The sequence below is a fragment of the Paenibacillus taichungensis genome, assembly GCF_047302525.1.
Classification (GTDB): Bacteria; Bacillota; Bacilli; order Paenibacillales; family Paenibacillaceae; genus Paenibacillus; species Paenibacillus taichungensis_B.
In genome coordinates, this window is the sequence record NZ_CP168020.1 from 2,717,351 (window position 1) to 2,742,709 (window position 25,359).

20 protein-coding genes are annotated in these 25,359 nt (G+C 44.9%); 16 read left to right on the top strand and 4 right to left on the bottom strand.

The features are described from left to right. The first annotated feature begins 31 nt into the window (after positions 1–31). From ACDJ58_RS12445 to ACDJ58_RS12460, 4 genes are all read left to right on the top strand, one after another. Positions 32–1,192 carry an MFS transporter gene (locus ACDJ58_RS12445; protein ID WP_413378301.1) on the top strand — a complete coding sequence of 387 codons (1,161 nt, stop codon included), beginning with the start codon at positions 32–34 and terminating at the stop codon, positions 1,190–1,192. A gap of 250 nt (positions 1,193–1,442) precedes the next feature. Beyond that, positions 1,443–2,018, top strand: a complete 576-nt coding sequence (locus tag ACDJ58_RS12450; RefSeq protein ID WP_413378303.1) for a sugar O-acetyltransferase — start codon at positions 1,443–1,445, stop codon at positions 2,016–2,018. Between the two features lie 41 nt (positions 2,019–2,059). Continuing rightward, positions 2,060–2,647, top strand: coding sequence for a sugar O-acetyltransferase (locus tag ACDJ58_RS12455; RefSeq protein WP_413378305.1), 588 nt, complete (start codon positions 2,060–2,062; stop codon positions 2,645–2,647). A 118-nt stretch (positions 2,648–2,765) separates the two neighbouring features. After that, complete coding sequence (locus ACDJ58_RS12460) at positions 2,766–3,770, top strand: ROK family protein (RefSeq protein WP_413378307.1); 1,005 nt, start codon at positions 2,766–2,768, stop codon at positions 3,768–3,770. 131 nt (positions 3,771–3,901) lie between these two features. Here the strand turns inward: ACDJ58_RS12460 and ACDJ58_RS12465 are convergent, their stop codons facing one another. Beyond that, positions 3,902–5,335 (bottom strand): glycoside hydrolase family 1 protein, encoded by a 1,434-nt coding sequence (locus ACDJ58_RS12465; protein ID WP_413378309.1) that lies wholly within the window; start codon positions 5,333–5,335, stop codon positions 3,902–3,904. A gap of 166 nt (positions 5,336–5,501) precedes the next feature. Between ACDJ58_RS12465 and ACDJ58_RS12470 the strand changes: the two genes are divergently transcribed. From ACDJ58_RS12470 to ACDJ58_RS12480, 3 genes are all read left to right on the top strand, one after another. Next, positions 5,502–6,470, top strand: coding sequence for a LacI family DNA-binding transcriptional regulator (locus tag ACDJ58_RS12470; RefSeq protein WP_413378311.1), 969 nt, complete (start codon positions 5,502–5,504; stop codon positions 6,468–6,470). An 81-nt stretch (positions 6,471–6,551) separates the two neighbouring features. Beyond that, complete coding sequence (locus ACDJ58_RS12475) at positions 6,552–7,760, top strand: macrolide family glycosyltransferase (protein WP_413378313.1); 1,209 nt, start codon at positions 6,552–6,554, stop codon at positions 7,758–7,760. A gap of 176 nt (positions 7,761–7,936) precedes the next feature. Further along, positions 7,937–8,230, top strand: coding sequence for a DUF3817 domain-containing protein (locus ACDJ58_RS12480; protein ID WP_113052230.1), 294 nt, complete (start codon positions 7,937–7,939; stop codon positions 8,228–8,230). A 114-nt stretch (positions 8,231–8,344) separates the two neighbouring features. Here ACDJ58_RS12480 and ACDJ58_RS12485 read toward each other — a convergent pair whose 3' ends face one another. Continuing rightward, complete coding sequence (locus ACDJ58_RS12485) at positions 8,345–8,482, bottom strand: hypothetical protein (protein ID WP_413378315.1); 138 nt, start codon at positions 8,480–8,482, stop codon at positions 8,345–8,347. 166 nt (positions 8,483–8,648) lie between these two features. Between ACDJ58_RS12485 and ACDJ58_RS12490 the strand changes: the two genes are divergently transcribed. From ACDJ58_RS12490 to ACDJ58_RS12515, 6 genes are all read left to right on the top strand, one after another. Beyond that, the gene (locus ACDJ58_RS12490; protein WP_413378317.1) at positions 8,649–8,990 is read left to right on the top strand and encodes a thioredoxin family protein; all 342 of its coding nucleotides are present in this window, start codon (positions 8,649–8,651) and stop codon (positions 8,988–8,990) included. 159 nt (positions 8,991–9,149) lie between these two features. Continuing rightward, complete coding sequence (locus ACDJ58_RS12495; RefSeq protein WP_413378320.1) at positions 9,150–10,172, top strand: LacI family DNA-binding transcriptional regulator; 1,023 nt, start codon at positions 9,150–9,152, stop codon at positions 10,170–10,172. Positions 10,173–10,290: 118 nt separating this feature from the next. Beyond that, complete coding sequence (locus tag ACDJ58_RS12500; protein WP_413378322.1) at positions 10,291–11,283, top strand: ABC transporter permease; 993 nt, start codon at positions 10,291–10,293, stop codon at positions 11,281–11,283. A gap of 15 nt (positions 11,284–11,298) precedes the next feature. Further along, entirely contained in the window at positions 11,299–12,186 is an 888-nt protein-coding gene (locus tag ACDJ58_RS12505) for a carbohydrate ABC transporter permease (protein WP_413378324.1), read from the top strand. A gap of 70 nt (positions 12,187–12,256) precedes the next feature. Then, positions 12,257–13,900 carry a sugar ABC transporter substrate-binding protein gene (locus tag ACDJ58_RS12510; RefSeq protein WP_413378326.1) on the top strand — a complete coding sequence of 548 codons (1,644 nt, stop codon included), beginning with the start codon at positions 12,257–12,259 and terminating at the stop codon, positions 13,898–13,900. A 22-nt stretch (positions 13,901–13,922) separates the two neighbouring features. After that, positions 13,923–15,272, top strand: coding sequence for a glycoside hydrolase family 30 protein (locus ACDJ58_RS12515; protein ID WP_413378328.1), 1,350 nt, complete (start codon positions 13,923–13,925; stop codon positions 15,270–15,272). Between the two features lie 157 nt (positions 15,273–15,429). On the opposite strand, the gene ACDJ58_RS12520 is transcribed toward ACDJ58_RS12515, so the two are convergent. Continuing rightward, a complete protein-coding gene (locus ACDJ58_RS12520) occupies positions 15,430–16,374 on the bottom strand; it encodes a carbohydrate deacetylase (protein ID WP_413378330.1) in 945 nt (314 codons plus the stop codon). Positions 16,375–16,660: 286 nt separating this feature from the next. On the opposite strand from ACDJ58_RS12520, the gene ACDJ58_RS12525 reads away from it, so the two are divergent. Next, complete coding sequence (locus tag ACDJ58_RS12525) at positions 16,661–17,872, top strand: RICIN domain-containing protein (protein WP_413379641.1); 1,212 nt, start codon at positions 16,661–16,663, stop codon at positions 17,870–17,872. 150 nt (positions 17,873–18,022) lie between these two features. Here the strand turns inward: ACDJ58_RS12525 and ytaF are convergent, their stop codons facing one another. Then, the gene (gene ytaF / locus ACDJ58_RS12530; protein WP_413378332.1) at positions 18,023–18,646 is read right to left on the bottom strand and encodes a sporulation membrane protein YtaF; all 624 of its coding nucleotides are present in this window, start codon (positions 18,644–18,646) and stop codon (positions 18,023–18,025) included. A gap of 165 nt (positions 18,647–18,811) precedes the next feature. Between ytaF and ACDJ58_RS12535 the strand changes: the two genes are divergently transcribed. Together ACDJ58_RS12535 and ACDJ58_RS12540 are read left to right on the top strand one after the other, a co-directional pair. Beyond that, complete coding sequence (locus ACDJ58_RS12535; RefSeq protein WP_413378334.1) at positions 18,812–19,471, top strand: DUF1232 domain-containing protein; 660 nt, start codon at positions 18,812–18,814, stop codon at positions 19,469–19,471. 684 nt (positions 19,472–20,155) lie between these two features. Beyond that, positions 20,156–25,354: a S8 family serine peptidase gene (locus ACDJ58_RS12540; RefSeq protein ID WP_413378336.1), complete on the top strand. Its 5,199-nt coding sequence runs from the start codon at positions 20,156–20,158 to the stop codon at positions 25,352–25,354. The last annotated feature ends 5 nt before the right edge of the window (positions 25,355–25,359 follow it).

Consider the following 25,359-nt stretch of genomic DNA (forward strand, 5'->3'; position numbering starts at 1 on the left):
CGTAGTTGTAACTTTCAAGGAGGCTTCGAAAATGAATAAAAAAGTATATGTCCTGGCAATCGCGGCATTTGTGGTTGGTACCGTTGAACTCATTTTAGGCGGGATTCTGGACTTGATTGCGACAGATCTTCATCTGACTTTGGCAAAAGCCGGGTATTTAATTTCCATCTTCTCACTTGTCTATGCGTTATCTGCGCCTATTTTGTTAAATATGACGGCTAGATTCGAACGTAAAAAAGTATATATGTGCACTTTATTCGTTTTTCTAATCAGCAATCTAATCTCTGCGTTCAGTGCCAATTTCTATATGCTCTTGGCAGGCAGAGCATTGGGGGCCGCAACGGGATCTCTGATTTTTGTCCTGTCTCTGACGCTCGCAGCCCGTATTGTGGAGCCCCAGTATAAAGGGCGTGCTGTGGGAATTATCACGATGGGAGGAAGTGCTTCACTGATCCTGGGTGTACCTATCGGAATCTTTGTGGGTAACCTGGCCGGATGGCGTGAAGTGTTTATGTTGATCGCGATTCTGACTGTAGTGGTCATGGTTGCCATTGGCATTGCCATGGATCGTGTGCAGCCGATTCCGGCAGTATCCCTGAAGAAGCAGCTTACTGCTCTATGGAACCCGAAAATGCTGGCAATCCATGTTACAACATTGCTTGTGCTCGCAGGACACTTGACGTTATATGCGTATTTCACACCATTTCTCCAGGAAGCGTTGGGAGCCAGCTCAACAATGGTCACCTTTATCTATATGATGTTTGGTATCGCTGCTGTAGCAGGGGGCGGAATCGGCGGCATTTTATCAGATCGCTTGCACCCAGCCAAAGCCATTATCATCGTGCTGATACCCTTTATTATAAGCATGGCGGTTATTCCGTTTAGTACCGGGTTGCCTTTAATTGCTTTCTTGATCCTGCTAAGTATCTGGAGTGCGTTAAGCTGGACCGTTACCCCGGTACAGAATAGTCTGATTATCAAAACCTCACCGGCAACGGCTGAAACGTTAATTAGCACCAATTCAGGAATTTCACATGCTGGTATTGCTCTTGGAACCTATATTGGCGGGGTGGTTATCGATCACTCGTCCATTATGTATACAGGATGGGTGGGATCGGTTCTGATCCTGATGGGTCTTGTGTCAGCCGTTTATGCAATTCGTCGCAAGGAGCAAACTGTGCAGGCGGCGTGATAATGCGTTAGTTTAAATGTTGTCTATGCAAACTGCTCTATATTGTATTACTTCAGCAAACAAACCTTTGCGATCCAATAATTTATTGGATTTGCAGAGGTTTTTTTTATAACATTAGGCATAATATCTTTGCATTCAATTTGTAAAAGAACTTGATTTATTTAGGTTATCCCATATAATTATTATAGCTTTATAAAGTATCTTAATTTATTGGTTCGTTAATTAATATAGACATAAAGGGGAAACAATCATGAGCAATATCACAACAAAATCGGAAAAACAAAAAATGATCGATGGTGAGCTGTATTTGGCTTCCGATCCTCAATTGTCTCAAGAGAGGGAACATGCAAGAAGAATGACACGCTTGTACAATCAGACCACAGAAACAGATGGTGAGATCCGTACAAAATTTTTGAAAGAACTGTTAGGTTCAACGGGTGAACACCTGAGCATGGAACCGAATATTCATTTTGACTATGGTTACAACATTCATGTTGGAGAGCATTTCTATACCAACTTTAACTGTACGATACTTGACGTATGTGAAGTGCACATTGGGGATAACTGTTTAATGGGACCTGATGTTCACATATATACCGCTACTCATCCCTTGAATCCATTTGAACGGATAACAGGTGCAGAGTATGGGAAACCAGTGAACATCGGGAATAATGTATGGATCGGAGGCAGGGCAGTCATTAATCCAGGGGTCACTATTGGAAACAATGTCGTTATTGCTTCCGGGTCCGTAGTCACAAAAGATGTCCCGGATAACATGATTGTTGGTGGAAATCCTGCTAGAATCATTAGAGAGATAGAGCTTTAATCTATTCATTTTGGACAGAAGAGTTGGAGGCACAGGAATTCATGACAGAAAAAGAGAAATCACAACTGGGATTACTGTATAATGCGAATTACGACAAAGAATTGATTGATGAGCGTTTGTACGCGAAGGGACTTTGTTACGAGTATAATCAACTTCATCCAGGTAAGATCTCTGCGAGAGAGGCGCTACTCAAAAAGTTGCTTGGAAAAACGACGGATCGTTTCCTGATCGAGCAGCCATTTGTATGTGACTACGGCTATAACATTGAAATTGGTGAGAACTTCTATAGCAATCATAATATGGTTATGCTGGACGGGGCAAAAATCAGTTTTGGTGACAACGTTTTTGTTGCACCGAATTGTGGATTTTATACTGCTGGTCATCCTTATGATGTGGAACAACGTAATGAAGGTCTTGAAATTGTAGGTCCCATCACAGTGGGCAATAATGTTTGGATCGGTGGCGGCGTGACTGTGCTTGCGGGTGTGACCATTGGAGATAACACAATCATCGGGGCGGGAAGTGTAGTTACCAGAGACATTCCTTCTGATGTAATTGCTGCGGGTAATCCATGCAAAGTTATTCGCAAAATAACGGAAGCAGACAAAACGAAGTATAGAAGAAGCTAATCACCAAGTATTTACTAACCCTCAGAATGCCCGATGTTTTTCATCGGGTGTTTTTAATACCTTTGGAGATATTGTATAGTTACTACATTGGAGAAGAAACTATGGAGTAGGTGTGCTTATGAAAATAGCGAACGCGTATTTGATGAAAGAAATTAATATAAACCATGTACGCCAGGTCATGAAACGGGTGGAAACAGCAACAAAGCCACAACTGGCCTCCTTGACCAAGCTCAGTGTAGTAACCGTCAATTCACTGGTAAAAGAGTTGTGTGATCTGGGTGAACTGTTTGAGGACGAGATGGTGCCTTCCAACGGGGGGAGACCTGCATTAACCTATCGATACAATTACGATTTCAGCTTGGCTTTGGTCATGTATATCAACGAAAAGCAGGGGCAGGATCTGATCACCGCCACCGTCATTAACCTAGAGGATAACATGGTGTTCAGAGAAGAATATACGATGCCTACCTTTGACCAGAAACACTTCTATGAAATCATTGGGAACGTGCTGACTCAACATGCTTCCATTAAAGTGATCGGTATCGGTATTCCGGGGCAAACTGTGAATGGAGAAATTAAGGTGAGCAGTCACCAGCAGTTAGAAGGTATCCGCATGATTGAAGATCTTGAAGCACAGTTCGGATTACCAGTCATGGTGGAAAATGATGTGAATGCTGCAATCAGTGGATATTGCGCAAAAAAAGAGTTAGACGAGGATCAGTGTGTCATCGGAATTTATTTTCCAACCCAATACCCTCCAGGTATGGGCATTTATATGGATGGTAAAGTGATCAAAGGAAAACTTGGCATGGCCGGGGAGGTCAAATACCTTCCCATGGGAATTGATTGGTATAAATTAGTGGAAAAGGAAACGTTTGTAGCAACGGTATGTAAAATGATTCAAACGGTAAATGCGATTCTTGCTCCAGACCAGGTTGTAATTTACCAGAAGATGGTTGAAGAAGATGCAGTGGTTCAAGCATGGCAAAAGTATCAAGCCGATCTGTCGATGCCATCTTATCCTGACGTCATTCTGATTGATTCTTTCCGGGAAGACTTTGAAGCAGGGATGCGATGGCTAACATTGAAATCGTTGGAACCGGATCTGGTCCAATTCAACTGAAAACGCGATTCACCATATTAATAAAAATCCCCCAGCAGCAAACAATACATCATGACATCGTATACCAATGCATGTCCTTGTTTTCTGCTGGGAAAGAGCAGGAATACACCTGCTACAGCTGTATCACTTACTTAACGTTTTAGGCTCTTGCCGTTACTGTCGATGACATCTTTGTACCAGTGGAACGACTTTTTGCGATACCGTTTGAGTGTTCCTGAACCATCGTCATGGCGATCAACATAGATATAACCATAACGCTTTTTCAATTGTGCTGACGAAGCACTGACCACATCAATACATCCCCAGGACGTATATCCCATAACTTCAACGCCGTCTTCAATGGCTTCCCCGACCTGAACAAGATGATCATTCAAGTACTGAATGCGATAGTCATCTTCAACTGTTTTTTCACCATCAGGTCCGGTAATAAGCTCGTCCACAGCGCCCAGCCCATTTTCCACAATAAAGAGTGGTTTCTGATAACGGTCATAGAACATGTTCAGCACATAGCGCAGTCCTTGCGGATCGATCTGCCATCCCCATTCACTTGCAGGCAAGTAAGGGTTAGGTATACCGCCAAGCAGGTTACCTTCACCTACAACTTGTTTTTCCGGATCAGCCGTTTGGCAGATACTCATGTAGTAGCTGAAGGAAATGAAGTCGACGGTATGGAGCAACAAGTCTTCGTCGCCATCTTCCATTTGAATCTGGATTCCATTTTCCCGGAAGTAACGTTTCATGTATCCAGGATAGCGGCCTCTTACATGCACATCTCCGAAGAAATAATTGCTGTGTTCGAATTCCATCACTTTAATCATGTCATCGGGATTCGGTGTTAGCGGATAGGTCGGCATACTGAGCATCATACAACCAATCTGTGCATTTGGAATGATCTCATGACAGAGCTTCACAGCAGAAGCGCTGGCTACAAACTCATGGTGTATCGCCTGATAAAGGTCCTGCTTGCTCAATTTCTCTTTTGGTGTGTAGATACCACCACTCATGAATGGTGCTTCCAGAATCGAATTGATTTCGTTGAACGTGAGCCAGTATTTCACTTTATTTTGATAACGTTTGAATACGGCAGTCACATAACGCTCGTAGAAGCCGACCATCTTCCGATTAACCCAACCATCATATTCCTTGGAGAGATGGAGAGGTGTCTCGTAGTGGGAAAGGGTGACCAGTGGTTCGATTCCGTATTTATGACACTCGTCAAAGAGATCATCATAGAATTGAAGGCCTTCTTCATTGGGTTCCAGCTCATCGCCCTTAGGGAAGATACGGGACCAGGCGATGGAAGTGCGGAATACCTTGAATCCCATCTCAGCGAACAGCTTCACGTCTTCTTTATAACGGTGATAGAGGTCAATTCCGATCAGTTTCATGTTATCTTCAGTCGGTTCTTCAGTAATGGGACCCATGATACCTTTGGGGGCCACATCCTGAGTGGACAAACCTTTGCCACCTAGATTATATGCACCTTCAGCCTGGTTGGCGGCAATGGCACCACCCCACAGAAAGTTTTCGGGGAAATGAAATGATGGATGTTGAGAATGAGTCATGTGTATCGCTCCAATCGTTATGAATTCGTTGTGGATATTACATACAGCAGCACTGCATAAAAAAAGCTTAAACGTTGGAACGGGTTACACGTCAAGTTTTACTTTTTATTTATTTTGAGGCAAACTGTAATTCATCATAGAAAGTCAGCAAGAAAGGAGACTTCATGTGTCCAAGTTCGATGAAATTATGAAGCTGTCCGGTTACTCGAAGGCCACGGTGTCCAGAGTGATTAATCATTCACCACATGTGAGTGACGAGGCCCGGCAGAAAATAACGCAAATCATGAAACAGCTAAACTATATCCCGAACCGAAATGCCGTTTCCTTATCCACCGGACAGACCAAGCAAATTGGAATTGTCACATCCGCAACCAACGAGATTATTCTTACGTTTATGAATCAATTCATTGATACAGCGATGGATTATGGATTCCAGACCCTCATCTATACTTCGCGTGGAGATAAAGAGATTGAATTGCAGGCGTTCGAGGATCTGCGGAGTAAACGGGTGGATGGACTGGTGATTATGACCTGTGTCAATCATCCAGATAAACTGAAAGCCTATTGCGAGTATGGTCCGATTGTATCTTGGCAGCGGATGGAAGATGACGAAATTCCGTCAGTGGCTATGGACCAGGCGCAAGGCTACAGGCTGGCTCTTGAACATCTGGTGTCCAAAGGATATACCCGCATTGCCAATGCCTTTGGCAGAGCAGAAAGTCTGAATACCCAGAGTCGGCGTGAAGCCTATGAATCATTTATGGCAGATAAGGGTCTGCCTGTATTGCGTGAAGCCTATCAATATTCCGTGTTCAGTTCATCTGACGGAGAAGAGGCGATGCGAAGAATGGCAAGTGGGCCAGAACTTCCTCAAGCGGTGTTATGTTCTAATGATTATGCAGCAATCGGAATTTGGTCCGAAGCACGTAAACAGAATATACAAGTTCCCGAACAACTTGCTATTGTTGGTTTCGATGATATTGAACTGTCCCGTGTGCTTGGAATAACAACCATACATAATCCAATTGCAGAACAGGCTACCCAGGCCTTTCATCAATTATGGGCCGTCCTTGGCAAGCAGGAGTTACATCCTCAGCAACTGGAATTTCAACTGATAGAACGTGCAACCACCTGAATTTTTTGGGGGGAACGCACATCATTGCTTACGAATTCTTACACCATTTAGAGAACGTAGCATAGCAAAGGAGGGATCGTTATGGCACGTGTTTTATTTATTAACGGTGGATCAGAGGGACATGTCAATCCAACGATTGGCGTGGTACAAGAGCTTATTTCACGCGGGGAAGAGGTCGTGTACTTCACTATAGAAACGTATCGGGAACGTATTGTGAAGACGGGTGCTATAGTTCGAACCTTTGACGGTCAAAAATTTATTAAAGCCTTTGTTTCAGGTGGCAGAACTTATTTGCTCGAGCGAGTCAACGGTCTTTTGCTTACAGCAGATATCGTCATTCCGAGCGTGCTTGAACAGATCGAGGGTGAACATTTTGATTACATTATCCATGATTCCATGTTTGGCTGCGGACGTTTGCTTGCGCAAATTCTGAAGCTGCCTGCAATTAATTCATGCACTTCTTTTGCGCAGACCGAAGAATCATTCAATCATTTGATGCAACACTTTTTCTTAAATGTTCCTGCCGAAATCGTCCAACCTATAAACGATACATTCCATAGCCTGACGATCAGGTTACAGGAAAAATATGATGTGGAGATTGCTTCTCCCTACGAGGTGTTTTGCAATCCCGCGCCGCTTACCATCGTGTATACTACAAGGGAATTCCAGCCCTATGGAGAAGAATTCGATCACACGTATCAATTTGTAGGACCGTCCATATTTTCGGGACTAACGCATGAAGACTTCGACATGGAAGCCATTAAAGGGAAAACACTTATTTACATTTCACTGGGTACGGTTTTTAACCAAGCTCTTGATTTCTATAAGCTTTGCTTGGAAGCATTGGGGAATACCAATCATACAATTGTCATGTCTGTAGGGGATAGAACACAAATTACGGATCTGGGAGCAATTCCGGAAAATTTCATCGTTAAACGTTATGTTCCACAAATGGATGTATTGCAGTACGCTAAATTATTTATCACACACGGCGGGATGAACAGTACCAATGAAGGTTTATATTACGGGGTTTCCCTCATTATACTCCCTCAGAGCGCGGATCAGCCGATCATCGCAGAGCAGGTTGTTAGTAGGGGAGCAGGTCTCCGTTTACAAATGCAAACCTTGACTGCCAGTCAGCTGCGTGAAGCTGTGGATACTGTGTTGAGCGTTTCTTCTTTTGAGAAAGCTGCTGCGAATTTGAGGGAATCCTTTCGAAAATCAGGCGGATATCATTATGCTGTTGATGCGATTTTCGAATTTAAGACTCAACATTTCATTCACGGATAGTTCAGTCATTAATTATTCAAAATTGAAGCATTTCCGGACCAGAACCATGCGGTATACTGAACAAGAAGTTTCAAGAGAAGCTGCATTATTACAGATGATGTGGCCTCAAGTTGCAACATCTTGTAACAAGTTACATATTTCACAAACTAGCCGCTGGAAAGGTGAGATTGAACAGGATGAAGACAGTCACAGGTCGATTCAGAATTGCAGGCATATGGGAAGGTGTATCATTACTGCTGTTGATTTTTATAGCCATGCCGCTAAAATATTTTGCCGATATGTCTTCCCCAGTAACCATTATGGGTATGATTCACGGTATTCTTTTTCCGCTATATCTGATTGCACTTGTGCATTTGGCAGTTGTGAAGAAGTGGAAAGCTTCACGCTGGTTCATGGGATTGGTAGCAGGTTTATTGCCTTTCGGAACATTTGTATTCGAATCCTATCTTCGCAAGAGAGATTGGAAGTAAGGATTGCTGAAAAGAACAATGACAATGACAGCAGGCGACCAACTCCGGATGTTATCCGAACTGGTCGCCTGCTGGTTTCTATGCAAATTCTTTTTTTGGAAAGAGTGTGAACGCTTATTTTACGGTGCCTTGCTGACGATCTGATAGCAGGCTAACTCCAATATCGGCAGAGGCATCAGATACAGGTGCATACGCGGAGAAGGAAGCTACAGCAACCAGGGCAGTAAGCAGAAAAACAAATGATTTTTTCATACAATAACCTCTTTTCATATGGGATGATCTTCCAACTTCATTTTAATGCAGATAGGCTGTGTTTGAAAAGAAAATGTTTAGGTGAGTGCGAGATTTGTACAGTCAATCATTCGTGATAAACTATATTTTAACTATAGTTGCCAACTGACCGAAAGGGATGACCCCTATGAAAGAGCTCCATACTTTAACATCCATAGAAATGATCGAAGAAATGATTAAGCAACATGAATTGGTTTTTTTGTACGTATCACGGCCAGAGTGCAGTGTATGTCACGCCTTACTCCCTAAGATTAGGGAGTTACTTGAACCGTATCCAATGGTGCACTTGGCCCACATCAACGCTAACCAAGTGGAAGAGGTGGCGTCCAGGTTTCTTATTTTCACAGTTCCCACGATGATTATGTTGGTGGAGCAGAAGGAGTATATTCGAGCCGATCGTTTTGTTCGCTTTGATCGATTGGAAGAGCAGGTACAACAAATTTATCATATGTACACCCAGAACGGGTGATAAGAAACATGATTCACGGCAGCTCCTATATGAGCTGCTTTTTTTGCATAAGCAAAAGAATGTGAAAAAATAATTAAAGGGAAAAGTGTTGTATTGAAAACGGTTTTATGCTAATTTAAAATATATAAAAACGTTTTTATAGCAAAGGACCAAAAAATTATGGGAAAGATTACGATTAAAGATGTTGCAAGGGAAGCCGGCGTATCCATTTCTACGGTTTCCAACGCCTTGAATGGCGTAGATGTCTTGAATCCGGAGACCAAATCGCATGTCCTGAAGGTGGCAGAGCGTTTAAATTACGTTCCCAACCTGAACGGCAAACTGCTGAAATCCGGGCAAACCAAGATGCTGGGCTTTTTCACCACAAGTGTGTCGGGTCCGTATTTTTATAAGCTGGTTGAATCCATGTCTCGCGAATGCGATCGTCTAGGTTACGGACTAAATGTATTTGTGACCAAGGATAAGCAGGTCATTATGAGTAATATTCTGGGACGGCGTGTGGATGGCGTCATCATCTACGAAGAACTGCGGATTGATGAACAGGATATTGTCGCTATGGAGAAAGACAAGATCAAGGCAGTATTCTTGGATCGGGTCTTTCAGAGCGATACGATGGGAAGCGTCATTTTTGACTCCTATGTAGCGGGTTATGAAGCGACCAAGTATTTAATTGGACTGGGGCACAAGAAAATTGCTTACATATCCGGCGTGGACACTATGTTTGACAGTAATCAGCGTAGAGATGGATATCTGGCCGCTTTACGTGAGTACCAACTTCCGCTGGATGATGATTACATTTTACAGGGATATTTTGAGGAAGAGGGCACCTACAGTGCTGTGAAATCTTTTCTTCATCTGCATCCTGCCAAGCTACCTGATGCTTTTCTTGCAGGAAATGATGTGAGTGCAATCGGCTGCATCCATGCGCTGAAGTCTCATGGCTTCGAAGTTCCTCAAGATGTAAGTGTAGTAGGCTTCGATGATATTGATATTGCCCAATATTTTTCCCCACCATTAAGTACCGTTAGAAACCAGATTGCAAGGCAGGGTATCCTGGCGATCAATCACTTGGTTCGCATGATCAAGAAGAAGGAACATGGGGTTTCACAGAAACTGGCGGGTGAACTTATCATACGGGGTTCAAGTCATGTGAAGATGGACCGGAGTGATTTTTTAACATAGCGGATGTAATCATTTCCGGTCTTTTTTTAATTATTGATTTGAGATTAGGGGGTTTTTTTGTCGGAAAATAAAAACGTTTTTATGAGGAAATGCTTAAGTTGGAGGGGAGAAAAAGAGCGTGAGTAAATTAGCCGTAGAGACGTCGTCAACCGGTAAAAAGCCTGTAAGACCGGGGGGAAGGAAGCCAATCGGACAAAGAGTGAAAGAGTTCGTCATCGATTATCGAAGACAATGGGAAATTCAATCGATGATTATACCCGGCATCATTTTTATGATTATTTTTTGTTACATTCCAATATACGGATTGACGATTGCATTCAAAAATTACACCGTTATTGATACGCTGTCTAGCGCACCATGGGTCGGTTTGGAAAATTTCAGAATCATTATGTCAGACAAATACTTCTGGGATGCCGTAGTGAATACGTTGGGGATCAGCTTTTTGAAATTGGGTATCGGGTTCGTCATTCCCATTATCCTGGCAATCATGATCTATGAATTAAACAGCGGACGTTTCAAAAAGTTCGTGCAAACGGTTTCATACCTACCTCACTTTCTGTCCTGGATCGTACTGGGCGGCATGCTGATCACCTGGTTTTCAACAACGGGATTGTTTAATCAGCTGCTACTCAGCTTGGGAGTGATCTCGCAACCGCAGAACATTTTGCTGGATGCAGGCAAGTATTGGTGGATTGCAGTTTTATCAGATATTTGGAAAGAGGCCGGCTGGGGAACGATTCTATATTTGGCGATTATGTCCAAGATTGATCCTACGTATTACGAGGCAGCCAAAATTGATGGTGCAAGCCGTCTCAGACAAATTTGGAATATCACATTGCCCAACATGAAGTCGATCATTAGCCTTAATCTGATTCTTACTGTAAGCGGTTTACTTGGTTCCAATCTGGACCAGACGCTCGTTCTGATGAACTCGCAAAACCGTGATAAGGCAGAAGTTATCAATTCGTATGTATATCGTATGGGGATGTCACAGGGTGACTTTTCGTATGCTACCGCGGTTGGTCTGGGCGTCTCGATCGTGTCCGTTATTCTGTTGGTCACCGCGAACAAAATTACAAGCAAATTAAACGATAATCAATCTGTGCTGTAGAAGGAGGCATCCCGTGTGAATGGAAAGGTGGCTAAAGAAGATCTCGATAGTCGGATCTTTGATACCTTAAATATTATTTTACTCGCTATTTGTACTGTCATTATTGTGGTTCCGCTCTGGAATGTCATTATCTCTTCTTTTAGCTCGGGCAAGGCTTTGGCGGAAGGCGGGTTCATCTTCTGGTCACCGGAGTTCTCGCTGGAGAATTATAGAGCCGTGTTCAACGATTCGAGCATCTGGCAAGCGTTCTTCATTTCCATTTCCAAAACAACAATCGGAGTCGTTACACACGTGTTCTTCTGTGCCATGGTCGGTTACGGTCTGAGCAAAAAGCACATACGTGGCCGTAAACTGTACGTTGCCATGGGGGTTATCACGATGTTCTTCTCTGGCGGAATGATCCCAACGTACTTATTGATCAAATCACTTGGCCTCCTCAACAGCTTCTGGGTGTACATTATTCCGGCATTGTTCAGCTTCTATGATGTCGTCATTCTGATGAATTTCTTCCGGAATGTACCGGATTCTCTGGAGGAGTCAGCCAAAATCGATGGTGCAGGAGACTGGCATATTTTTCTCAAAATCTTCATCCCGCTGTCCATGCCAGCGATGGCAACCATTGCATTGTTCAATGGGGTAGGGCAATGGAATGACTTTATGACAACCAAGTTGTACATTACCGATCAGTCGCTGTATCCGCTGCAGATGATGCTGTACGAGATCATTGTTCAGTCCCAGACACAATCCATGCAAAATGTGGGTGGCTCGGCAGTCATCGAAACAACGACTAAAGGGGTGCAACTGGCTACGATTGTTATTACTACACTGCCGATCATACTGATTTATCCCATCCTTCAAAGATACTTTATCTCGGGTATGATGCTGGGAGCAGTCAAGGAGTAAGAGGACTCTAAGCTTGTTCGAAAGTTCGCTCTATTCAATATTTCTCACCTAACTTTAAGGAGGAAACAATATGTTCAAGATGAATAAGGCAGCAGGCAAAAAAGGAGTTAAACTGTGCGCGGCATTGCTGACAGCGGTGATCATGATTACAGGCTGCAGTAGTGGATCAGGGGGTTCGAGCGAAGGGAACTGGGTTTCCATTGAAGATCGCTATACAGTCGATCCGGAAAAACCAGCTTGGCAGCTGGATAAAAAGGAAGAAGCTACAGACTTAACTTGGTACGTTAATGCCGACTGGTGGAACACGGATTTCGGTAAAGACATTGTAACCAAGAAGATCAAGGAAGATCTGAACATCAATATCAAATTCATTACAGGTGATGACACGAAGTTAAATACGTTCTTTGCCGGTGGAGATATGCCTGACCTGCTGACAGTGTTTGACTCTAACTCTCCTGTGGTGCAAAAAGCCGCAACCTGGGCTATGCCGCTGAATGATCTTGCGGAGAAATATGATCCATACTTCAACAAAGTCGCGGCTGCCGACACCCTGAACTGGTTCCAACTAGCTGATGGCAAGACTTATGGCTATCCAAACTACTCCAATACGCAAGCGGATTATGATAGTGGCAACATCCCGGCCAAAACGGCATTTATCATCCGTAAAGATGTGTACGAGGCTTTGGGAAGTCCTGTCATGGGAACACCAGAGGAATTCGAAAGTGTGATGAAACAGATCAAGGAAAAGTTCCCAACGCTGATTCCATTTGGTTTTAACTCTATTGGGGAAGGAACAGGTTCACTCGGAGACACGTTGCAAGATTTCATTGGCGTGCCGCTTGAAACTGAAAATGGAGAATTCTATGACCGCAATCAGGATGAAGACTATCTTACGTGGTTGAAGACTTTAAACAAGGTGTACAGAGACGGAAATATTAGTGATGACAGCTTTGCTGATGATGGTACTGCCTTTGAGGAAAAAGTGAAATCCGGAAAATATGCAACGATGCTGCTGGATGGTACACCTCAACAGGGAGGAAATCTGCAAATTTATCTGAGTGCCAATGCAGGCAAAGAGTATGTTGCCATTGATGGACCACAAAGCACCAAGGGTAATGCGCCGACACTCAATCAATCCGGTATTACAGGCTGGATGATCAACTTCATCTCCAAGGACGCCAAAGATCCAGCCAAAGCGATTCAAATCTTTACGTATCTGTTGAGTGAAGAAGGTCAGCTTCTGATGAACTATGGTATTGAAGGCGAGACATATAAAAAGAATGCAGATGGTACGGTTGAGTTGCTGCCGGCTGTGAAAGACCTGCAACTGCATAATGCGGACAAATTCAAGAAGGAATATCGGTTGGGTGAATTCATGTTCTTTGGTCATGACCGTCACAAAGCACTGAGTGCGGATGCTTTCCCGGAAGCTATTAAACAAATGCAAGAGTGGGGCAAAGGCAAACTGAAACCACACTTCATTCTGGAGAATATTAGTCCGAATCAAGGAACACCTGAAGCACGTGCGTTGTCGGCGATCAACGCCAAGTGGAATTCAACACTGGTAAGCATGGTACGTGCCAAAGATGATGCCTCTTTTGACAATGCGCTCGCCGCATACAAGTCATTTTTAGGTGAAAACCGTTGGGATGATATCCTGAAGGTCCGTAGTGAGAAAATGAAACAGAATAAAGAGAAATTGGGTATCCAATAAGAGGAATGTGGAGGGAAAGCATATGACGAAATTCAAAATGTACAAATCCACGGGAGAAGATGCATTGTTTGTATCCGTGTCCCAGGATCAATTGAAATCGCAGGACTCCAGCATGGAGACAACGACTATCCTTCTGGATGATCAGCAAACATATCAGGAAATGGATGGTTTTGGAGCTTCTTTTACCGACTCATCTGCCTATCTGATCAACCAGATATTAAGCGAAGAGCAGAGAGCTGAAGTCATGACTCGGTTGTTCCATCCCGAGGAAGGCATCGGATTGTCGGTCATCCGCAATCCGATGGGAGCTTCAGACTATGCCAGAACGGTATACAGCTATAATGATCTGCCAGAAAATCAAACGGACCCGGAATTATCCGGGTTCAGCATTGCACACGATGAAGCGGACGTTATTCCTTTGACTCAGAAGGCTTTGGAGCTGAATCCTGATCTGAAGCTGTTTGCTTCACCTTGGAGCGCCCCGGGTTGGATGAAAACAAGCGGCTCCATGATTACAGGTCAATTGAAAAATGAGTGGTATCCAGCGTATGCGGATTATTTTGTGAAATATATCCAAGCCTACGCATCCCATGGATTGCCTATCCATGCAGTAACACCACAAAATGAGGCACTTTATGAACCAGGTCATTATCCCGGCATGTTGATGCCAGCCGAAGCACAAGCAGACTTTATCAAAAATCATCTCAAGCCGGCTTTGGTCAGAAATGACATTCAGTCCAAAATCCTCTGTTATGATCACAACTGGGATCGTCCGGATTACCCACTGACCGTGCTTGATGAGGCGGCAGAAGAGGTAGATGGAGTCGCTTGGCACTGGTATGGAGGCGAAGCCTCGGCACAAACGAAGGTGTATGAAGCCTTTGCCGGTAAAGAGGTACACTTCACCGAAGGATCAGGAGGAGAATGGATTCCTCCATTCGAACAGGCTTTCTCCAATGTGATCAGAACAGGTATTGAGATTCTTCGCAATTACAGCAAATCTTTTGTGCTCTGGAATATGGCACTGGATGAGAACAACGGCCCTGCCGTTCCTGGTTTCGGGAAAAGTACGTGCCGCGGCATTGTGAAGGTTAACCAGCAAACGAAAGAGCTTACCTATACACTGGACTATTATGCTCTGGCTCATTTCAGTGCATTGATTCGTCCCAAAGCGGTACGCATTGACTCGTCCTCCAATGAGGCATCCATTCGTTCCGTAGCCTTCAAAAATACGGATGGTTCTATTGCCGTCGTGCTCTTCAATGACGGAGAAGAGACAGGAAATGTGCAGGTTCAGCTAGGGCAAGAAGAACTGTTAAGTTTCCAACTCGAATCCAAAAGTGCCTTGTCCATTTTGATTAACCAAGAGTAATGCAGTTTTCTCCCATGCTCATGGGAAGTAGTCCTAACAGGCTGCTTAGATAGTGAATTGTAATGAAAGAAAAGGCGATACTGAGAGATTTATCTCTGAGTATCGCCTTTTGACGGTTATGGGTACGCCTATTTACATATGAATATCCTGCAATGATTCACACTCGTTTGCGGATTCGTGTCGCTGATGGGCGAGGCTTAGTGCCTCGTTTTTTGAACCATCGACGTGTCTTCCGCTTCCGTTTTAATTCGCGATGTGGACGTGGGCCAGCAAGGAGGATTTTCTTTTTTATAGGTTGAGAAGGTCTTGGGATTTCTGGCAGTTCAGACAGTTCACATGGTTCATCTGGAGTATCCATCATCGCTTTGTAGCTTATCGGCACAATACCCAACGCCTGTATCGTTTGGGGAACTTCCTCATTGATGAACACGGAAAGTTCGTCCTCCCGAATATCCGTCCATTCTGATATTCCACGCAGAACGTCGTCGACATAGCCAGGATGACATACAATCTCGGTAATCCCCTCGGGGAGCGAAAACAAATGATGAAGCAGCCGCTGCAAACCCTCCTGATCTCCGTAAGTATCCAACAGAATCGTGTTGCTCATTAGGGGGTTAGGTACATTAGGAATGGAATGAACGATTTGTGATCTTCGGAGCGGGATATTTTCTCGAATCGCTTTCTCCGCCATAACCTTATATATCAATGGATCGTTCTGGTGTAACAAATGATGGGAATCTAAATGTGCAGGATAAAGGGAGGTTCCTACAAAACGATTCCACTGCGCATCGAGTTCTCTGGCAACATCATCGCTATCTCGCACAGAGGTCCTTATCCCATTATGAAAAGTACCGTCGGGTCTCACCAGAGATGGTACGCTGTCCGGATCGGAAATAGATCGCCCGTAAGTGAGATTGAAATGCAAACCAATTCCGAAGTCCGGTAATGACCAGGCAGAGCGCACGGCATGATTAAAGCCCGGCATGTTGACCATCATTGAAGTACTCGTAATCCCCCCTGCGTGATAGGCTTTAATGATCCCTTCATTAACGGCAGGCGACAATCCGAAGTCGTCCGCGTTAATAATAACTTGCCTACTCATGCCTCTTATCTCCTTCCTCGCGTTGAGAACGAATCATTTGCCATGTCCCCAATATATTAAAGGCAACAAGGTATGGACCGTTCATTCGCACAGGCCTGTTAAAATACTTCAAATGCTGTCTTGTCCATGGTATATCCTGTTCGCTGGTAGAAATAATCGAGTTGCATGTGGAATACATTTAATGTAAACGTTGTTACGGATTGAGAAAAATGGGGTATCCTCGTTCAGAATCAGTCCGTTAATATGGGGAGGGAAAAGATTGTTGAGAAAAAGAAAAATCGTAAGTATGCTGGTGCTGTTCAGTTTCCTAATCGCTTTACTGCCTGGCACGACGACAAACGCTGCGACCAATTGGAATCTGGTGTGGAGTGATGAATTCAATGGAAGTTCTCTGAATACGTCGAATTGGTCTGCGGAGATTGGTACCGGCAGCGGCGGATGGGGAAATAATGAATTGCAGTATTATACGAATCGCACCGAGAACCTGCAAGTTACAGGTGGCAATCTGGTCATCACTGCACGCAAAGAAAATTACAATGGCAGCAGCTATACCTCCGCACGAATCAAAACCCAAGGCTTGAAGGACTTTACTTACGGGAAAGTTGAAGCACGCATCAAGCTGCCGTCCGGTCAGGGGCTGTGGCCTGCTTTTTGGATGCTGGGAAGCAACATTAATTCCGTCGGCTGGCCTAAGAGCGGAGAGATCGACATTATGGAGCGGGTCAACAACAATGCTTTTGTAAACGGTACCGTGCACTGGGATGCTAACGGGCATGCCGATTATGGAAAGATATCGGAGAATCTTGATTTTTCCCAATTTCATGTCTACAGCATCGAATGGGATTCCAAATATATAAGATGGTTTGTGGATGGCAAACAATTCAATGAGTTTTACATCGAAAATGGAACAGGCAATACGGAGGAGTTCCAACGTCCGTTTTTCCTCCTGTTGAATATGGCTGTGGGTGGGAATTGGCCTGGCAGCCCTAATAATGCGACACCTTTCCCATCACAAATGCTGGTGGATTATGTGCGGGTATATCAAACAGCGAGTACACCGAACATTGTCAGCGGGGGTCTCTATACGATCGGTTCCAAAGCAAGCGGTAAAGTGTTGGATATTGTGGATGTATCCACGGCAAGTGGAGCCAAAGTACAACAATGGACCAACTACAGCGCAAGCAACCAAACGTTCAGAGTCGACAGCACAGGGGATGGTTTCTATAAACTCACGGCTGTTCACAGCGGAAAAGTTATGGATGTGCCTAACTCAACAGCATCACCAGGCGTGCAGCTCCAGCAATGGGATGATAACGGCTCTAACGCCCAAAGGTGGAGCATCCAGGATGCGGGTAACGGTTATTATAAAATCATTTCCAAGGTGAATGGATTGGCAGTAGATGTCTCAAGCTCTTCAACGACGGACGGGGCTGCAATTCAGCAATGGAATGATAATGGTACAGATGCACAAAGATGGTCGTTTAACAAATTGAATTAATTCAAAGACGATACTTTTTGGGGAATCAATCACGAAATTCCTTCTTGATAATATATTGTTAACATCAAGCAAGTGATGTTTACCCGGTGGAAAATGTTCAAAAGGAGACATCTGATCAGATGTCTCCTTTTTGGAGTTTGCCATAAATGATCAGAACAAATTATTGGCTGCAATCAACAATAAGAGAACCCCGCTGACAAGCGTTCCGAACTGTCCCAATGTGAACGAACCAATACGAACGTTTGCCGCTTTGGACCCCATCCACACGCCAAACCATACGGTGACAAAACTGCCGATAGCTGCTGTAAGGGAAATATACAAGGGGGATAAGCCCATTAGCCCGGCGCTTAGGCCATTCGTCAGTGCGTTTGTCGAAAGGGCAACGCCCAGGATCAATGCTTCCAGAACCCCAATATGGTTTGATTTGTCCAAATCTACCCTTTCAGGATTTTGCAAAATAGACCCGATCCCGAGGGTTTGGGAATCGGTCTCTTCGTGATCTTTCCTCTTGCGGGGAACAGATAACAAGATGATACGAAAACCGATAACGAGTAAGATAAATGTCCCCAGTAGTATAGGGAAAACGCCAGGAAGCACGATCGAAATCCATTTCCCGAACAAAATGCCTGAATAGCTGAACAATAAACAAACAACGGCGATCAAAAAATTCGAAAATAGGCTGATTCTGATTTTTCTGATCCCGTACGATAGTCCGACACCCAGATTGTCAAGACTCGAAGAGACGGCCAAAGCAAGAATAAGCATCCACGCCATAAAATCACCTCATGATCTTTAGTCTGCTCTTAATGTATGTAGTGTTGAGATTCATGTGCCCGTCCTTGAGAAAAATGCAACAAAACACTGCTGATGAAGAAAGAATAAGGTAAACTTTCACCACATTGTCCCATATACTAGACTATCGATCATATCTCTGGGGGGATGCTGGTGAGAGCAAATGATCAAACAAAGGTTTGCCATATCGGAGATTTGATCAAGCCTCTGCTTGCCAGACGCTCTCTCTCGATGCGCAAATTCAGTACACTATGCGGAATGGACACGGCTACCATTTCTCGGATCCTGAACGGGAAGCAGCAACCGAAGCTCGCACATTTGCAGATCTTTTCCGAACATTTGGACATTTCCCTGGATCATCTCATTGAGGCTGCAGGCTACAAAATCAATCATGCAAAAAGAGGGGCCGAGCAGGGTATTCTGGATTCGCTTGAATCAATCAAGACGGTCCTGCAACATACGAAATTATTTGACCTCGATGTGACAACAGAACGGATTGAACAGGAAATGGTTAAGTACGAACAATATGCACGTACGGATGAAGGGCATCGAATAATCTGTAAGGAGTTTGATGTAAAAATCAATCAGATAAACGGTGCAGGACCGTTCATAGAACATTTGAAGGAAATGCATATTCGATACTGTGATGAGATTACACCTGAGAATGATCGTTCCCTGATAGGCAGTGCATTGTTATACTTTATTTCTTCTGCTGACCTGATCCCGGACTATCTATTTCCAATTGGTTATCTGGATGATGCCATCGTTGTGTATCTGGTGTTGGATCGTCTCAAGCAGCGCACATGAAACGATTTGTTTGGGGGAACGATGCTACGCGTAACCGAAATATCAGAACCCAAAAAAAACGGCGCGAAGTTTCTCGCGTCGTTCTTTTTGATGTCCGAATGAATCAGACATAGTTATAAAGAACTGTTTGGATCAATCAATAAGTCAGGGTGTTCGCATTTGCGAAAAGCAGATGAATAACGGAGAGTCATTAGACTTACAAAAGCATTAAAAAGGCTTATTTTCTATATATTTCTATAAAAGTGCTTGTATATCTCTTTTTGTGACTCTATAATATACCATAAATATACAATTAAATTCTAAATTTTATATTATATGTAATTTTAAGAGTTTGTTTGTACATAGATAAAGAAATCTCCTGATCTACCCAGATCCATAATACTCCCATGTAAAGTATGCGTTCTTGCTAACGCCGGTGATTACCCTCCTTAATGCATGCGAATAAACTTCCGCTCACAAGATAGATTGATCTGAAATCCACCTCTTCCATATACGCTGAAATTGGCTATCTATAATCTTTCACATACGATTGGAATTTAATAACCTGTCCTGTAAAGGAGGTGAGGCTTGATGTAAATAAACGCAATAAGTCTGTCCAGTTGAGGCCGTTTCATCGTTTCGTTTAAAGAAATGGATACAGTGAATCACTGTATCACAAAAACCGGGTAAAAGGAGTGGAAAAGTTTGATAAAGATGAATCGTTTACGCAAGCCGCTTTCCATGGGCCTGTCGCTTCTCCTTGCATTATCTATCATTCATCCGGTTTCAGCTGAAAACGCCGCATCGCAGAAGATCGACATGAAATCCAGTTCGGGCAAAATCACCACCTCCAAAGTCAACGCTAAGCTGAGCAAGGAATTTGAGAGTAATGATTATGTTACGTATCTGGTGAAAATGAAAGAACAGGTAGATACAGCCTCTGTTTCCAAACAAGCCTTGCAAAAGGCAACAATCGAAAAGCAAACGGCTTCGGCAACGAAACTGTCCGTGCGAAGCACGGTTGTCAGCTCTCTGCGGGAAACGGCCTCACGATCCCAGTACACCCTGGAAAGTTTTCTTGAACAGGAACTTGACCTTGGCAAAGTCAAAGATTATAAAAGTTATTTCATCGTTAACGCACTCGCAGTAACAAGTACAAAGGAAGTCATGGAACAGATTGCACTTCTTCCCGAGGTGGATAAAATACTGCCTAACGAGCAGCGTTATATGCAGAAAACCGAGATTAGCAGCGAAAATGCAACAGCTGCTCCAGCAACGGAGTCTGCCAAGGCACCAGCCAAAGAGGCAGAGTCGAAGGAAAGTGCAGCTGCTAACGATAAGAGCCTGCAGACAGAGAACGTTGAATGGAACATCGATTCTATCAATGCGCCAGCAGTATGGGATAGAGGAATCGACGGTACGGGAATCGTTGTTGCCAATCTGGACAGCGGGGTCGATTATACCCATCCGGCACTCCGCAGCAAATGGAGAGGACTCGATGCTTCGGGAAATATCGTTGATCCCGAGCTAAGCTGGTATGATCCCCATAGCCATGCCTCCCTTCCTGCGGATGGAGACGGTCATGGTACACATACGATGGGTACAATGGTAGGCTCCGAAGCAAACGGCACCAACAAGATCGGGGTTGCTCCCGGAGCAAAATGGATTGCCGTTCGGATTTTCAATCCGAGTACCACTGATGCCATTATACTGGATGGCGGTCAATGGCTGATTGCTCCAGTGGATGCTGAAGGAAACTTGCACCCTGAGCTTGCCCCGGATGTGGTTAACAATTCCTGGGGTGGTGGTGCAGGATTGGACGAGTGGTTCCGTCCAATGGTACAGGCTTGGCGTGATGCACAGATCTTTCCGGAATTCTCAGCCGGGAATGTGACACTGACGAATCCGGGAGGCCCAGGTTCAGTCGCGAACCCTGCGAACTATCCAGAGAGCTTCGCTACGGGAGCAACGGATATCAACGGGAATCTGGCTTCTTTTTCCCTTCTTGGTCCATCCCCTTATGAGGAGATTAAGCCAGAAGTTTCGGCTCCAGGTGTTAACATCCGTTCCTCTGTTCCGGGCGGAGTATATGAGGGTGGCTGGAACGGCACGTCCATGGCAGGCCCGCATACCACTGCACTGGCCGCACTCCTGCTTCAAGCCAATCATTCCCTTACGGTTGATCAGTTGGAGCAGATCATTATGGATACAGCGACACCGAGAACAGACAGCCGATATCCAACCTCGCCAAATAACGGCTACGGTCACGGCATTATTAATGCACTGGATGCTGTGGGCTCCGTCCTTGAAGGTATAGGCACGGTGTCCGGCAGGGTTGTCACAGCAGGTGACGATCTGGAAGCACCGGTCCTGGAACATACGCCTGTAAATTCTGCTTTTACGGGGCTTGATATTCCACTGACTGCGCGTGTTACCGATAATGTCGGTGTAACCACAGTAGAGGCTTTTGCCAAAACAACGGGCACGAGCCAGTACGTATATCTGCCGATGAATCGAGTAGCTGGAGATGCCAAAGATGGAACCTACACAGCGACAATTCCGGCATTTCTGATCGAGTCACAAGGCTTGGAATACTACATCCGGGTCAATGATTATGGCAATAACGGATTCGAGAGTGAAGTTTATAAGGTTACTGTATCGAATGGAGTCCAGCCTGGGTATCTGCAGGATTTTGAGGAAGACAATCTGGGCTTTACTTCGGGTGGAGTTGGCAACACCTGGGCATGGGGAGCACCAACGAGTGGACCGGGCAGTGCCTACTCAGGTGACAAGGTGATTGCAACCAATCTGACTGGGACTTATGCTGCCAACAGCAATGCCTACCTGCTCGCGCCACCAATTGATCTTACCCAGAGCTCTGAGGGAGCATTGTTATCCTTCAAGCACTGGTATGATTTGGAGAGCAACATCGATTTTGGCAAAGTGTACATTGCAACAGAGGATACTGACTTCGTATTTGAAGAGGCATTGAGCTTTACAGGTGCCGGTGGAGACTGGAAAACGCAATATATTGACTTACGTGACTACGCAGGTCAACAGGTGTTTATCAAGTTTAATCTGACCAGTGACAATTCCGTTCAAAAGGCTGGTTGGTATATCGATGACTTTTCTGTACAAGCTCCAGATGATATTGCTCCGGGAGCGCCAAGCGGATTGTCCGCTTCTGCCGACATTCTGGGGAACGTAAACTTGTCCTGGACGGGATCGGACGAAGAGGATCTGAAATCCTATAACGTGTATCGTTCAACGAATTCCGGCTCAGGTTATGAATTGCTCGGAAATACATCTGCAACGACATTTACGGATACGGCTACAGTAACAGATTCGACTTATTTTTATACGGTAGCCGCTCTTGATTATAGTGGCAATGAGAGTGACAAGTCGAATGAGGTATCCGTGACCGTGGAGGTCCCTCAAGATATCTTCATCGATCACTTTGATGGTAACAGCGACAATGGGTGGACTCATTCGGGCACCAAGGACGAGTGGGAACGCGGAGTACCCGTCGTTGGACCTGCCAGTGCGGTTTCTCCGCCGAATGTTTGGGCAACCGATCTGGACAGCACCTACGAGAACGGTTCAAACTATTCTCTGGTTTCGCCAGTCGTGGATTTAACCCAGGCGGATCAAGCTACACTGACGTTCAATCATTGGTATGAAATCGAAAGTGGATACGATTACGGTTATGTTGAAGCCACGAAAGACGGTGGCAACACATGGTCAGAGCTCGGCAAATTCTCTCATTCTTCAAATGGAAAACAATGGACTCCGGTATTTTACGATCTGGCTGCATTGAAGGGTAATGAAGTTCAATTCCGGTTCAGATTGACTTCGGACAGTAGTGTCGTCAAGCAAGGCTGGTACATCGATGACTTCCGCATTCTGGGTATCGCCGCTGAGACGGTTACGAAAGATACGGCGGTTGTTCTGAACAGCGACAAGCCTAAGCCGGAATATGATAATTCTTGGTACAAAATTTCAAGTACGGACAAGGCTGAATTCAATAAAACCAAGCAGGAGCAGCCTGAAGTACAGAAACCTGAAACAGGCTCTGTAACGCCGCAAAGCTTGCCAGCAAGTGCAACGGTTACCGTTCTGGAAACAGGACGTTCAGTGAAGACGGATCCGACGACAGGCAAATACAGTTTCACTCACGTGGCGGGTGATTACACGTTGAAGGCTGAGGCCTATGGATATTATCCTCAAACGAAGACGGTAACCATAACGGATGGTAGTGGAGCAACAGCCAATTTCAATCTGGAAACCATTCCTCAAGGAAAGATTGAAGGCACTGTGAGCGATGAGCGGACAGGAAAACCTATAGCTGGAGCTTCTGTTCTCGTATTAGAAGATGCTCAAGTAGGCGCTGTTCGCACAGGAACAGACGGCAAATTCGTTCTGGATGTTCTGGAAGGAAGCTATACGCTGTCGATCATCGCGACGGACTATTATAGCAAAACTGTAAATGTAACGGTACCTGGAAATGGTACAGTTGAAGCGAAAGTTGCATTAAAACCATTTATCGGATTTCCTGGTGAAATCGCCTATGATGATGGAACTGCTGAAAATGCAAGAGCCTTTGTGGCCGCAGATAACGCATGGGCTGTACGTATGACGCCAGAATTGGAGACAGCACAGCTTACAGGTGCATCACTTCGATTCTGGAATACACAATGGCCTGTACCAGGTGGAACAGCATTCAAATATGCCGTATATGATGCCTCCGGATCAGGTGGAGCACCAGGCCGATTGCTGGCTGGACCGTTCGACGGTACGGCATTGCGCAATGATCAGTGGACAACCGTTGAATTTCCAGAGCCTGTAGTTGTACAAGGCGATTTCTATATCGTGTATGTGCAGACTGCTGTCGGAACGAGCGCACCGGGACTCGCAACCGATGAAAATGGTGTGAATGCAGGGCGGAGCTGGCAGCGTGTAGGCGGCGTATGGAGTACTGCACCAGCTGAAGAGGGAAACTATATGATTCGTGCAGTGGTGAAATATCCGGTGAATGCACCTGTACTTACCCAACCGACGAACACCTATACCAACCAGCCGACATTTGATGTATCGGGAACTTCTCCAGCTTCTGGAGCCCAAATCAAGATATATAACGGGAAAGAAGTAGCGGGAACAACAACAGTGGAGAATGGAAAGTTCAAGCTGAATGTTAAACTTCGTGCAGGGGTTAATGCTATTTCTGCCGAAGCGATAGTTAACGGGAAAACGACGGATCGTTCCCTTCCAGTTGTGATCATCTTGGATCAGACAGCACCTGTGTTAACGGTCCTTACACCTGAAGAAGGAAGTCGAACCAACACAGAAGTGGTTCATGTAACCGGCGATGTACAGGACCAATTTCTCGACAAGGTGACCATTAACGGACAGAAGGTGAAATTGGAGCAAGACAGAAGTTTTAATCACCGCGTACTTGTGAATGAGGGAAAGAACACGATCACAATAATAGCGACAGATATTGCAGGCAATAAAACAACCGTGACCCGGACTGTTTATGTGGAAACGTCTTTGCCTGAACTGACCAATATTTCTCCGGCTGAGGATGTACGGATTGTGGCAGGAGAAACCGTAACGGTTTCGTTCGACAGTGTCCCCAAATTGCAGGCTTCTTTCCGGATTGAACTGCCATCCAATCTGAGCACACAGGCTGGGGCAGAGATTCCATTGGTAGAAACGGAACCTGGTCATTATACAGGCACCTATACCACCGCTTCTTCGCTGGTGCTTGAGGGTGGAGTGATCGTGATCCGTGCTCAGGATGCAGCAGGGAACAAAGTCGAAGTGGAAGCGCCAGGACGGTTGTTCGTATCTGCAGCAGAAGTTCCTGACACGAACGAGCCATCCGACGAAAATCTGTTGCCTTAATTTAA

Bases quoted from the DNA above. Each gene is read 5' to 3' on its own strand.
- ACDJ58_RS12450 (WP_413378303.1), top strand. From the start codon at position 1,443: ATGAGCAATATCACAACAAAATCGGAAAAACAAAAAATGATCGATGGT.
- ACDJ58_RS12520 (WP_413378330.1), bottom strand. From the start codon at position 16,374: ATGAGTAGGCAAGTTATTATTAACGCGGACGACTTCGGATTGTCGCCT.
- ACDJ58_RS12475 (WP_413378313.1), top strand. From the start codon at position 6,552: ATGGCACGTGTTTTATTTATTAACGGTGGATCAGAGGGACATGTCAAT.
- ACDJ58_RS12465 (WP_413378309.1), bottom strand. From the start codon at position 5,335: ATGACTCATTCTCAACATCCATCATTTCATTTCCCCGAAAACTTTCTG.
- ACDJ58_RS12480 (WP_113052230.1), top strand. From the start codon at position 7,937: ATGAAGACAGTCACAGGTCGATTCAGAATTGCAGGCATATGGGAAGGT.
- ACDJ58_RS12460 (WP_413378307.1), top strand. From the start codon at position 2,766: ATGAAAATAGCGAACGCGTATTTGATGAAAGAAATTAATATAAACCAT.
- ACDJ58_RS12445 (WP_413378301.1), top strand. From the start codon at position 32: ATGAATAAAAAAGTATATGTCCTGGCAATCGCGGCATTTGTGGTTGGT.
- ACDJ58_RS12515 (WP_413378328.1), top strand. From the start codon at position 13,923: ATGACGAAATTCAAAATGTACAAATCCACGGGAGAAGATGCATTGTTT.
- ACDJ58_RS12490 (WP_413378317.1), top strand. From the start codon at position 8,649: ATGAAAGAGCTCCATACTTTAACATCCATAGAAATGATCGAAGAAATG.
- ACDJ58_RS12525 (WP_413379641.1), top strand. From the start codon at position 16,661: ATGCTGGTGCTGTTCAGTTTCCTAATCGCTTTACTGCCTGGCACGACG.
- ytaF (WP_413378332.1), bottom strand. From the start codon at position 18,646: ATGGCGTGGATGCTTATTCTTGCTTTGGCCGTCTCTTCGAGTCTTGAC.
- ACDJ58_RS12495 (WP_413378320.1), top strand. From the start codon at position 9,150: ATGGGAAAGATTACGATTAAAGATGTTGCAAGGGAAGCCGGCGTATCC.
- ACDJ58_RS12535 (WP_413378334.1), top strand. From the start codon at position 18,812: ATGCTGGTGAGAGCAAATGATCAAACAAAGGTTTGCCATATCGGAGAT.
- ACDJ58_RS12455 (WP_413378305.1), top strand. From the start codon at position 2,060: ATGACAGAAAAAGAGAAATCACAACTGGGATTACTGTATAATGCGAAT.
- ACDJ58_RS12510 (WP_413378326.1), top strand. From the start codon at position 12,257: ATGTTCAAGATGAATAAGGCAGCAGGCAAAAAAGGAGTTAAACTGTGC.
- ACDJ58_RS12485 (WP_413378315.1), bottom strand. From the start codon at position 8,482: ATGAAAAAATCATTTGTTTTTCTGCTTACTGCCCTGGTTGCTGTAGCT.